The organism is Coleofasciculus sp. A1-SPW-01, from assembly GCF_040217205.1.
Taxonomy (GTDB): Bacteria; Cyanobacteriota; Cyanobacteriia; order Cyanobacteriales; family Coleofasciculaceae; genus Coleofasciculus; species Coleofasciculus chthonoplastes_A.
Genome location: NZ_JAVJNP010000066.1, coordinates 42396 through 55262, shown reverse-complemented (window position 1 = coordinate 55262; position 12867 = coordinate 42396). Strand labels below are relative to the sequence as shown.

At 44.0% G+C, this 12867-nt stretch carries 8 protein-coding genes; 6 read left to right on the top strand and 2 right to left on the bottom strand.

Annotation, left to right across the window (positions count from 1 at the left end):
- Positions 1–409: 409 nt before the first annotated feature.
- The 6 genes from RH949_RS10830 (at position 410) to RH949_RS10805 (ending at position 11027) form a co-directional block, all read left to right on the top strand.
- Positions 410–1462: a DnaJ C-terminal domain-containing protein gene (locus RH949_RS10830; protein WP_006104102.1), complete on the top strand. Its 1053-nt coding sequence runs from the start codon at positions 410–412 to the stop codon at positions 1460–1462.
- Between the two features lie 795 nt (positions 1463–2257).
- Positions 2258–6556 (top strand): GAF domain-containing protein, encoded by a 4299-nt coding sequence (locus tag RH949_RS10825; protein WP_446353025.1) that lies wholly within the window; start codon positions 2258–2260, stop codon positions 6554–6556.
- A gap of 365 nt (positions 6557–6921) precedes the next feature.
- Positions 6922–9396: a dynamin family protein gene (locus RH949_RS10820; protein WP_446353023.1), complete on the top strand. Its 2475-nt coding sequence runs from the start codon at positions 6922–6924 to the stop codon at positions 9394–9396.
- Positions 9397–9567: 171 nt separating this feature from the next.
- Complete coding sequence (locus RH949_RS10815) at positions 9568–10050, top strand: KGK domain-containing protein (RefSeq protein WP_044209735.1); 483 nt, start codon at positions 9568–9570, stop codon at positions 10048–10050.
- Between the two features lie 246 nt (positions 10051–10296).
- Positions 10297–10713 (top strand): KGK domain-containing protein, encoded by a 417-nt coding sequence (locus RH949_RS10810; protein ID WP_006104203.1) that lies wholly within the window; start codon positions 10297–10299, stop codon positions 10711–10713.
- Between the two features lie 68 nt (positions 10714–10781).
- Positions 10782–11027 carry an HNH endonuclease gene (locus RH949_RS10805; protein WP_006104129.1) on the top strand — a complete coding sequence of 82 codons (246 nt, stop codon included), beginning with the start codon at positions 10782–10784 and terminating at the stop codon, positions 11025–11027.
- Positions 11028–11074: 47 nt separating this feature from the next.
- Here RH949_RS10805 and RH949_RS10800 read toward each other — a convergent pair whose 3' ends face one another.
- On the bottom strand, positions 11075–11611 hold the full coding sequence (locus tag RH949_RS10800; protein WP_446353020.1) for a peroxiredoxin family protein: 537 nt from the start codon (positions 11609–11611) through the stop codon (positions 11075–11077).
- Between the two features lie 360 nt (positions 11612–11971).
- Positions 11972–12565 (bottom strand): peroxiredoxin, encoded by a 594-nt coding sequence (locus RH949_RS10795; RefSeq protein ID WP_006104089.1) that lies wholly within the window; start codon positions 12563–12565, stop codon positions 11972–11974.
- Positions 12566–12867: the final 302 nt, after the last annotated feature.

Sequence of the window (12867 nt, the reverse complement as noted above, 5' to 3'; positions counted from 1 at the left end):
TGTCTATAAACCAGCCTGGAGGCACGGGGTTATCGTGCAAGCTAAACCGAACTCCCAGATATGTTCAGCTTAGCTTGTTCGATGACTTCAGGGCTACTGAAAACCCAGACCTCAGCCGTTAGGCAGGTCTGGGTAGTTTATACTGGTTAGTCACCAGAAGCTAAGCTAAGCTAACGATTATTAGCTATCCACACTGAGTTAGGGTTATGCTTTATTAGGTTGAGGTAAGGCATGATGGGAAAAATGCCGCTGCTTCTCTATTTGAAGCGTCAGGTGTGGAAATTGCGATCGCGTGAGTGAGAAAGATCCGAACTTAAACCCATGCTGGGGTTTGTTACTCTAGCTTTGAGGTAGAGACCTATTAGCCCAGTTTATCGATTAAATCCTTGGAGTAGAGGAGAAACCCTTCATGGCTGCAACTGACTTTAAAGACTACTATGCCGTCCTAGGAGTGAGCAAGACGGCTAGTGCGGATGAAATTAAAAAGAGTTTTCGACGTCTGGCGCGGAAATACCATCCAGACATGAACCCGGGTGACAAACAAGCCGAGGCTCGATTTAAAGAAGTGAATGAAGCCTACGAAGTCTTGTCTGACCCCGAAAAACGCAAGAAATACGATCAGTTTGGTCAGTACTGGAAGCAAGCCGGAGTTGGTGGATATCCTGGAGGCGGGGGGGCTAATGTTGATTTCGGTAATTTTGATTTTGGTCAATACGGTAGTTTTGACGAGTTTATTAACGAACTTCTAGGGCGCTTTAATACAGCCGCTACAGGGACGCCAGGAGGGACGGGAAGTCGTCGAACCTACACCTATCGCTCTACTCCAGGCGGTGCCACGGGTGCTGGCTTTAATGACTTTAGCAGTGGCTTTGGTGGCTTTAATGATTTCGCTGGCTATGAAAGTGGCAAAGCAGCAGCAGGAGCAGGAGCTGATCGGGAAGCTACAATTACATTGAGCTGGTCTGACGCCTTCCGGGGTACGCAAAAACGGATTAATTTGGGCAGTGAAGTCATCGAAGTGCGGATTCCGCCCGGTGCTAAACCAGGAAGTCGGATTCGGGTTCGAGGTAAGGGTCAAGTTAGCCCATACAACCAGCAACGGGGTGATTTGTACTTAATTGTAGACCTGAAACCTCATGCCTTTTTCCAGTTCGAGGGTGATAACCTCTTGTGTGAAGTGCCAGTGATGCCCGATGAGGCAGTCTTGGGTGCTACGATTGAGGTGCCGACTCCGGATGGTAAAGTGAGTGTCAATGTGCCAGCCGGGATTCGCTCAGGTCAATCATTACGGTTGCGCGGTAAAGGCTGGACTCAACCGAAAGGTGGACGCGGTGATCAACTGGTGCGGATTGTCATTGCTACACCAAAAGATATCACGTCAGTTGAGCGGGAGTACTATGAAAAAATCCGGGCAAGCCGTCATTTCGATCCCCGCAGCTATTTGTCTCAGGTACGTCTTTAGAGCGGTGTGGGGGGGAAGGTGTAAGGTTTGACCTGCTACAAGCCCTTCGCTCCGCTTATCGGGCATAGCGCGTGAGTTTTCTTCCTGGACTTCGCCCCGCTTCGCTAACGTGAACATCTCCCCCATCTCTGGATTTTTCCCAGACAAGGGTAACTGTTTAGACAGATATGATATAATAAAGAGTTTTAGGGTACGCAAATTTAGGGTGCATCCCTTTGGGGTTTGGTAAAGATAAATAAACTTAACCGGATAGTAAATCAAAATACGTAACGGATTTATAACGTTTTTTAAACTTATTCATGGATTCCGTCACAGTAATGGAAATTTGTATTAGCTTATGATTAGATAGCCCAAAAACTGTATGGATTGTCATATCATGTCTAATTGAACCTGTGAATGAGAAACGGACGCAGGAATCTGGAGAGACGGAAACAAGCCGTGTTTTTTTATTGGCAAAGTTTGACATGATATAATCACCAAGTTCAGTGCGTCTGGGAAAAAGAAAAAGTAGAGATAAATGGCGAGCGATAACCAGGTAAGAAAAATCGCTGCGCTTTAGCTTCTCTGAAGACAGGGGAAAAGGGTTTCGGAGCTAGTCTGGAATTTGACAGGAGTGAAGGAGGCTAACTCTTGTCTGAATCTCCCGTCAAAGTTAAATATTTTTTACAGCCATTCCTCTAAAGGTGAAAAAATAAATAATAATTTGAGGGTTATGATCGAGACAATGCCTCAATTGATCATCGAATTGGCATGAGTCAACTTATGAAAAGATTCGATTTAAAAAAGTCCCAATGGATGAACATTGCGAAAAAGAATTATCAGCCTGGAAAATTAACATGGACAGGCAGTAGTCCGGATCAACTAAAATGGATGCGGATATTGTATGAGACACTTCCCTGCATTTATTTCACCCTTAATTTTGATGGGGTGATTTTGGATGTAAGTCAGTTTGGTGCAGCCTATTTGGGGTATGATTTTTGGGAGTTAGTCCAAAAGCCAATTCATCGGCTTTTTGATCCAGAAAGCCAATGCCGATATCAAGCCCTATTGACTCATCTAAGCCAGAATCCGACTGAAATTCATCGCTGGGAAACTCGATTAATTGCTAAAGATGGCAGGATGATTTGGCTTAAGGCAAAAACCCGTTTGCTGCCGATAACCGCCTCGAATTCGGTGATCAGTCTCGTTTGTGAAGAGATGACAGAGGCTAAGTCACCAGCGTCGCTCCCAACTCCCGATCGCAATCATGATGAAGCTGTTTTAATCACCAATGACAACGGTGATTTTACCTATATTTGTCCTAATATAACCTCTATTTTTGGTTATTCTTTGTCGGAAGTCCGCGCTCTGGGTAATATTACTCACCTGCTGGGCAACTTACCCTGGAATTGGCAAGCTTTAGCTGTCGCGGGAAATGTTCGTAATGTTGAAGTAGAAATTACCGATAAGACAGGCAAACCCCGTACTGTATTGGTTAATGTTAAGCCAGTTTCTATCCAGGGAGGAACAATACTTTATCGCTTGCGTGATAGCACGAATCGCCAGTTCGTTGCAGACATATCGCAACCAAAAGCTGATCGGTTAACGCCTAGCATACCCGATCCAACTCCGGAACAACTGAGTGAGAACCCATACACCCAAGACATTCTGCAAGAGAGTGAAGCCCGATTCCGCACGATGGCAGATAATGCCCCTGTGCTGTTATGGATGTCCGGTACAGATGGGTTATGTACGTTTTTTAATCAGGGCTGGTTGCGGTTTACTGGACGCACTCTGGAACAAGAACTGGGTAATGGTTGGGCTGAGGGGGTACATTCTGACGACTTATCATCTTGTTTAGAGACGTATCAGCAGGCGTTTAATGCTCGTCAAGCTTTTTGTATGGAATATCGCTTGCGACGAGCAGATCAAGAATATCGCTGGATTTTAGATACAGGAACGCCTCGATTTACTCCTAGTGGTCAGTTTTTAGGGTATATCGGATCGTGCATCGATATTACCGATCGCAAGCAAACCGAAACAGCCGTGCAACAGCAATATCTGCGGGAGCGGTTAATTGGGGCGATCGCGCAACGGATTCACTATTCCTTAGACTTAGACGAGATTCTCAACACCACCGTCGCCGAAGTGCGGCAAATTTTGGCGTGCGATCGCGTGCTAGTCTTTCGCCTCTATGGAGATGGGAGTGGTGTCGTGGAAGTCGAATCCGTTGACGTGAACTGGAAACCGATTTCTGGAACCGTGATCAACGATCGCTATTTTGCCGAAGACTATATCCACCTTTACCAAAAAGGGCGCGTCCAATCCGTCGAAGATATTTATAACGCTGGGTTAACCGACTGTCATATTGAATTATTAGCTCAATTCCAAGTTAGAGCCAACCTGGTTATCCCCATTGTCCATGAGGAACGCTTGTGGGGATTACTTGTGGCTCAACAGTGCCAAACCCCCCGCAAATGGCAACCGTGGGAAATTGAGTTGCTGCAAAATCTTTCCACTCATACAGCAGTTGCCATTCAACAATCGGAACTCTATCAGCAAGCCCAAACTGAAATCCACCAACGCCAGCAAGCCGAAGCCACGTTGCGACAACAGGTTCAGCGAGAGCAGTTAATCGGCGCAATTACTCAACGCATCCGTCAATCGCTGAACTTAGAGGATATTCTCGAACGCACCGTGGCGGAGGTGCGACAAGTTCTGCAAACCGATCGGGTGATTATTTTACGCTTCAATCCCGACTGGAGTGGTGAGGTGGTTGTCGAATCCGTCGATCCGCGCTGGTGTTCGATTTTAGGTAACCGCATCTATGACCCCTGTTTTGAGAAAACCTACCTCTCACTCTACCAACAAGGTCGAGTCAGAACCCTAGACGATATCTATGCCGCTAATCTGAGCCAATGTTATATTGACTTACTCGCCAAGTTCCAGGTACGGGCTAACCTGGTTGTACCAATTGTCCACAGTACCAAATCCCTACCTATCCCACAGTCCCAAGCCGATGTCCAAACCCCCAGCCAAAGCCCAACCCGCTTGTGGGGACTACTGATTGCCCATCACTGTAGCCAACCCCGGAACTGGCAATCCTTTGAGATTGACTTACTCGACGGGTTAGCCTCTCAGGTGGCTATTGCCATTCAACAAAGTCAACTCTACGAACAGGCAAAATCTCTGTTCTGGCGAGAGCGAGTCCTCAATCAAGTGACTCAAGCCATCCGGCGTTCATTGGACGTAACCACGGTTTTTGAGACAGCCGTCCAAGAGATTGGCGAACTCTTACCCGTGGATCGGGCGGAAATTGTCCAATATGTGCCAGAACGCCAGTGTTGGTTATCGGTGGCAGACTATCGCCGCTCTCTAGAGGATAGCAGTACGCTGGGGCAGGAAATTCCTGATCAAAATCATCCTTTGGCTGAACGACTCAAGCGATTAGAAATTATTCGCATCGAGGATACAAGTGCATTTAACCAAGGTTTAGCTCAAGACTTTCCAGGAGCTTGGTTATGGGTTCCTTTACACTTTAATTCTCAGATATTAGGGAGTTTAACCTTAGGCAAAACCAATCATCCCGACTCCTGGCAAGACTCAGAGGTAGAATTAATCGTCGCCATTGCCGACCAAGTTGCGATCGCGATCGGTCAAAGTCAACTGTACCATCAGGCTCAGTATCACCTCAAACGAGAACAAGCGATCAATCACCTAACTCATGCGATTCGTTGCTCCCTTGACTTAGACACGATTTTTTCCACCGCCACCCAGGAAATTGAGAACCTTTTATATGTTGATCGCGCTCAAATTATCCAGTATCTTCCCGAACGCCAACTCTGGGTGAATGTCGCCGAGTCCTGTCGGGGTGACTGTTTGCCCAAAGCCTTGGGTGTAGAAATTCCTGATGCTAATAATCCCCTGGCTGAACGAATCAAACGCTTAGAAGTAGTGCGGATTAATGATACCCGCTGTTTTGTAGATGAAACCAATACAGCCGTCGCGCAACAGTTTCCGGGGGCGTGGTTGTTGGTTCCTCTGCACTGTGGTAACTCAGTTTGGGGCGCTCTAGGGCTGATGATGGATAATCGAGCCTACAATTGGCAAGACGCCGAGGTGGAGTTGATTTGTACCATCGCCGATCAATTAGCGATCGCACTCCAACAAGCGGAACTCTACGAACAAAGTCGCCAAGCGGAAGCCAAAGCCTTAACCCACGCCCAACAGCTTGAGCAAACTGTCGCCAAACTCCAGAAAACCCAAGCCCAGTTGGTGCAAAGTGAAAAAATGTCCAGCTTAGGGCAGTTAGTCGCGGGAGTTGCCCATGAAATCAATAATCCAGTTAACTTTATTTATGGTAATTTAGTCCATGCCAATGACTATGCTACTGATCTTTTAGGGTTAATCGAACTCTATCAACAGCAATATCCCCAGATCACACCCGAAATCCAGTCCGAAATGGACGCGATCGATCTGGAATTTTTGATAGAAGACTTGCCTAAACTTCTGGATTCGATGAAAGTCGGAGCCGAGCGGATTTGTGAAATTGTCTACTCCCTGCGGAATTTTTCTCGTATCGCTGAAGCGGAAATGAAAGCCGTAGATATTCATGAGGGTATTAATAGCACCCTGATGATTCTGCGAAATCGACTCAAAGCACGAGGCGAGAATCCGGGTATTCAAGTGATTAAAGAGTATGGTGATCTGCCGAAGGTTGAATGTTACGCCGGACAGATTAACCAAGTGTTTATGAATTTGTTAGTCAATGCTATTGATGCCATTGATGAGCAAAACACAAAGCGGTCATTAGACGAACTTAAAGCCAACCCTAGCACAATTCGAGTGCAAACTGAAATTGTAGATAACCAAGAGGTAGCGATCCGAATTATTGATAATGGTCCCGGAATGACGGCGGAAGTTCAGCAACAACTATTTCATCCCTTCTTTACGACTAAACCGGTGGGGACTGGGACAGGTTTAGGATTATCAATTAGCTATCAAATCGTTGTTGAAAAACATGGGGGTCAGCTTTTCTGTCACAGTAATTTAGGACAGGGAACCGAGTTTGTTCTCCAAATTCCAGTGCGTCAACATCTTTCGGGAAATAAGTGAAAGAAACCTGCTGGTTTAGAGAATAGCTAGCTTGTCGGGTCGATTAGTCATGAGATAGTCTGGGAGCATTCCGTTTTGGACAAAGCATTACCCAAAGTAACGCAATTTCAAGGGTTTCAGCCCTATTCAAAGAGCAAACGTGCCAAATTGGGATGCTCCCGATAGTCTGGCGTTGCGACTTCTAGTTTAGTACAAAGGAGCGATTGCGTCTTCCCAGTTTGTTGTCTCAATCGAAGAATAGATCACCATGGGATCAAATAAGTTTGCTTTTTATACACATTCTGTTCACTTTGTCAATGCGTAAGTTCTAAATTAAACTGGCGATACAATCAAACTAAACACCTTTTCGCTCAATCGCTACTATCATGACATCCACGCCAGCTCAAGGTAAAAATCTGCAAGCCCAAGTAGACAGTCTTCTGCAATTACTACATCAAGAGCCATCATTACGCGCATCCCAGGATATCACATCTGTGCAAGCCTCTCTACAAAAAGCCATTTCTCCCATATTTGAGATTGTCTTTGCGGGTGCATTTAGTGCGGGTAAATCGATGCTAATTAATGCACTATTAGAACGGGAACTACTTTATAGTGCCGAGGGACACGCCACAGGTACAGAATGTTATATCGCCTATGCGGATACAGATCAAGAACGAGTGGTGCTGACATTTTTGAGTGAAGCAGAGATTCGGGAACAGGGGGTAGCCCTATGTCAGAAATTGGGATTATCCGCCGCCGCAAAAGCCGCCGCTCATATTCATCAACCGGATGAAATTAACACTTTACGCCAAGGATGTCAAGAGATTATTCAGCAGGAAGGCGGAGAAAGTAAATCAGAACGCGCCAAACAAGCAAAGGCATTGGACTTGCTAATGGCAGGGTTTTTAGCAAACCGCGATCGCGTCCATTCTACCAGCCATGCGACGTATTCGATGGAACAGTTTGATTTTTCTAATCTCCAAGAAGCAGCAGGTTATGCGCGTCGGGGAAGTAATAGTGCGGTTCTCAAGCGGATTGAATATTATTGCCATCATCCCTTATTACAGGATGGTAATGTTTTAATTGATATGCCAGGAATTGATGCACCAGTTAAACAAGATGCCCAGTTAACCTATACCAAGATAGAAAATCCTGAAACCTCCGCCGTGGTTTGTGTGTTGAAACCCGCCTTAGCTGGGGATATGACAACGGAGGAAACGCAACTCCTGGAGACGATTCGTAGTAATCCAGGAATTCGCGATCGCGTCTTTTATATTTTCAATCGTATTGATGAAACCTGGTATAACAGCCAGTTGCGACAGCGACTCGATGATTTAATTCGTCGCCAATTCTGGGATACACCCAAGGTTCATAAAACCAGCGGATTACTGGGATTTTATGGCAGTCAAATTAAGCATACCACAGAACGCGATCGCTTTGGCTTAGATTCTATTTTAGCCCAGGCGGTCAGAGGGATAGGTAGTCAAAATGAAACGCCACAATTCGTGAATGAATTTAATCGGTATTGTGGTTCGGGTAAATTTGTGGGGAGTGAGTTTAAACCCTCTGTCCGCGGGTATGAAACCCCCGAAGAAAACTATGTGCGAATTCTTAGAGAATGGGGACTACCACTCCTGGATAAACTGATTCAAGATAGTGGAATTGAAGAGTTTCGCACATCCATTACTCGCTATCTTACCGAGGAAAAGCGTCCGCAGTTATTTGCCAATCTAGCTGATGACTTACAACCCCTATGCATTAATCTCAAGAAACATTATCTGGGGATTCAGCGAGATTTAGATAGTCAACCTCACGAAATAGAGGCGATGAAAGCCCAGGAGTTAGAACGGCTGAATCAAGAATTACAACAAGTGGGAAGGGAGTTTTGTATTCACATCGCTGAAGAAGTAAATCAGGCGGTAACCAATAGCTGTGATGCCTTTGAGATAGAATTTCGCCAACTTCAAACTCAAATGATTCAACGCCTTGATGAATTACTCAATACATTCTCAGTCGCCCAAGCCTATAGTCGGGCGACTCGCAGCCATCCCCGCAATGCAACCGCCCCCTTAATTGCCGTTTTAGTCGAGGCGCTTTATTATTTAGCGAATCAGTTAGAAGATGTTTTAGTCAAAGCATCTCAAAAGGTAGCCTCTCACTTTTTTGCTTATCTGATGGAACAAGTCCGCCGCAGTGATTATTACAGTCAACTCTATCGATTATTGGGCAATGATGGCGGAATTGATCAACAGTTAAAGGTAGTGGAAAAGCAAGTGTGTCAGGCGTTAGCCAGTGAAGCGCGAACCGAGTGTGACAGATATGTGCGAGAGAGTCCCCGTTTTTATGATGAAGGGACATTTTCAATTTATCAATTCCGGGAAACCTTACAGCAAACCTCTCAAGGGTATGATGCTGAAAGTATGATTGAAGCCGAACCCGCGATTCGACAGTTATTGAAATTAGATTTTGAACCCAAAGTCTCAAAATCTATTCGCCGCAATTTCCGCCAAACGGTTAATCAAACTCTAAAAACAATGTTATTACCAATGACCGATGAACAAGCGGATCGTATTTTACAGCAGTATCCCAATGCTCGTGCGTATTTAGAGCAAACCTTGGAAAAAGAAGCGGAGGATAAGATTCAACAGAATCAGCGAATGCAAGAGGAAGTTGAGCAAAAGATTGAGGTTTATAATCAAGCGGTTGCTGGGATTAATCGATGTTTACAGGCGATGAAATTAGACAGGCATCATCAACTACCGATGATTGAGGAGTCAGATTTAAGTGTAGTGCCAATTTCCGATGACGTGGATAACTTAGCTGAAAATACAGTAGTCTCAGCAGATTCCGATCTACAATAAAACAAAAATAACTTTGCTTAAAAGTAGAGAACTGGCTATGACCGATCAATGAAAATCAATCAGAAAACCAATAAATAAAACACCGCAACTTTCCATATCTTTTAGGGACGCAAGGCTTGCGCCCGCAAAACCCATGAACAGCGGCTAAGCAAAATTTAATTGGTATTTGACATGGACGATGATTTCAAGCTATTGAATCTTAATAATGAAGATGTTTTGTCTTTTGGTGATGATTCATTATTTAAATTTGGTTATTTTAAGGACAAGCTAAAAAATGAAATACAAACTAGAGCAACAAATCAAAACATAATAAATACTCTAAAAAATCAGTTGAAAGCCTGGAGTATAAATCCCTTTAAATTCCAGGGATGTCAGGCAAATGGTATAACTATAAAACTTTTATTGCCCAGTGATGCAAAAGAATGTGAAATTTTAAGATTGGGCTATCAAAGATGGCAAAAAGGAAAACTTCTGGTTGAAGTAGATTTAAACTATAGTGCTGTTTCTGATGAACCTAACAATCAACCACAATGGGAAATTCAGGAAATTAACTTCTATTTTCAGCCTGATGAACCTGAAATTCCTCAGCCAGAATCACCGCTTGATGATCTGCGTCAGAGGATCAACCAAGAAAATCAACCAGAAAACCAATAAAAAACGCCGCGAATTCCCATTCCTTGTAGGGGCGCAAGGCTTGCGCCCGAAATCCCCACCATGTTATCTTTGTAGGGTGGGTTGAGGAACGAAACCCAACTTTTCTGTTTAGCGTTGGGTAACGCTTACGCTCTACCGAAACGACAATCAATAAGGAATTCCAATAGTTTGGATTTAAAGCTTATTAAATGAACTGAATTTATTGCCAATTAATTAGCAAAATTGATTACCTAAATAAAATCAAGGATGAGCAATAAAAATAAATTTAAACCCTTACAGCAAGATGAAATAGTGTCTTTGCATGAAGATTCTTTGTCAATTCTAATTTCACATCCTACGTTTAAAGTAATTGAATTATTAAGAGCAACAATTAATTTGATTTTAAGTTATGATAATGTCCTTAATGATTCAGTCAAGAAAAAAAAACGAGATCAAAAAGAAGTAAATAATTGGTGGAATCAGGGAATACAATGTCAAGTTCTCACCCATGAAGGTAAGGGTTGGCAGAATGGCAAAGTTAGACTCACTCTTGAATTTTGTCCTGATGAACCTGAAATTGAAGAAACATCAGCAAGCAATGAACCTGAAATTCCCCAGCCCGAATCGCCCCTAGATGATTTGCGTCAGAGGATCAACCAAGAAAATCAACCAGAAAACCAATAAACAAAGTGCCGCCAATTCCCATTCCATGTAGGGGCGCAAGGCTTGCGCCCTAAACCCCCAGAAAACCCATGAAAAAAACACCGCGAATTCCCATTCCGCCAGAAGTGAGAAATTATGTCTTTGAACGCGACAATTACCAATGTAAAAGCTGCGGCAAAACCCACCTAGATACCCAACTCCAAATTGATCATATTATTCCCCTTGCCCGTGGGGGGCAAAATGATATTAGTAATTTACAAACTCTCTGCCGTTCCTGTAATCTAAAGAAAAAACATCATCTTGATTCTCGCTTCCGGCGTCACTTCAGTCGCTAAAATGCTTGCTTCTTGAAGAGCGAGTATGACATAAGACATAAGACTAACTACTCAAGGTTTGAGAGTAGCTTCTCCATCTCAGCATTTGGCGATAAGAATGAAAACAAATGTTTAAAGCAGAGTTTGCCTTGTTTATCGATCAAAAACTGAGCAGGTAAAGGCGCTCCAAGTGCCTGACCGACTTGATAGGCTTGAAAAGTTCGACAACTTGAATCACTCAACAGGGGCATTTTTAATCCTAAATCCTTGACCACTGTTTTGCTTTGCTGAAAATCGGTACTCGTTATCATTAACACCTCTACCCCCTTCTGGGTAAATTGCTCGTATTTCTCATTCATTTCCTGAATATGAGGATAGCAAAGGGGGCAATATTGCTTTTCGGTAAAAATGCGGGTAAATGCCAATAGTACAGGTTGCTGTTCTCGGTAACTGGATAATCTCACCTGACGATTATTCGTGATATCCGATAGTTCAAAATCCGGAGTCAGTTGTCCTAATCTCAAAGGATTGGTAGCCGGGATGGGAAAAAAATTACGCAGAAAACGCTCGTTGAATAAACCCCTAAAGTCAGTTGATGTTAGCATTAGCTGAATCTGATCCAACAACTTATTTTATAGTAAAAGGCAGATGGCAAATGGTTTTTTAATCTGTCCTAGCCTTTACAACAACAGTTATAACGGCAAAGGGCGCACGTCGGTCATCCGTGTCAACTTAAGGTGAAAACCAATACTGGCAAGCATTTCACCCTCATCCCCTAACCCCTTCTCCCTTCAAGGGAGAAGGGGAACCGGAATTATTAATTAAACAATGTAGCTGGCTATGTCTGGAATATAACATCTTTCTTCCTCCCCTCCTCCCGTGCAACAAAAGCGAAGCATCATAAGGCTTCCCCCTTTTGAAGGGGGATCTAAAAGGGGGGAACGAGGGGGGTAGGGAGGTAAAGGTTAAACGGCGGAGAAATAAACTTTGGACTTAACGGGATCGGGAACCATTGTTTTATCACCGGGTTGCCAACCTTGAGGGCAAACTTCGTCTGGATGCGCTTGAACGTATTGAATCGCTTTCAGAGTCCGCAACACTTCATCTACATTCCGACCAAAAGAGAGGTTGTTGATGGTCGATTGCTGAATGATACCATCTTTGTCGATAATAAACAATCCCCGTAGGGCTACACCTGCATCGGGGTCAAGAACGTTATAAGCGGTACTGATTTCTTTCTTGATGTCAGAAACTAGAGGATAATTGAGATCACCCACACCACCACTCTTGCGATCGGTTTGAATCCAAGCGAGGTGAGAGAATTCACTGTCCACGGAGATGCCGAGAACTTGAGTCCCAACTTCTTTAAATTCACTAAAGCGATCGCTAAATGCTGTAATCTCTGTGGGACAGACAAAGGTGAAGTCTAGTGGATAGAAGAATATGACTACATATTGACCCCGGTAGTCGGACAGTTTGATGGTCTTAAATTCTTGATCGATGACCGCCGTCGCGTTGAAGTCAGGAGCAGGTTGACCAACTCGCAGACATCCTTCCATGGAATTATCCTCCTTGAGTGTTTTGGTGTATGCGTTCGTTGTATATTATCAGTAAAGTTTTGACAACTCTACCACCGTCAATAAACACAAATTATTTACGAACTGTTACGACTATATCATAATCCATAGTCATAACGATTGTGAGAAAGCATGACGGCTAAAGTACGAATGATGAAGTCGGGGTATTTTATTGACGCCAGTGCAATCTAGGAAGACGCCAATATCCGCTAAACTAGACTATTTTAAGCAACATTTTTGGGTTTTTTGGCTTGATAAGCCGTGTATAAGCGACGCGGAAAGTT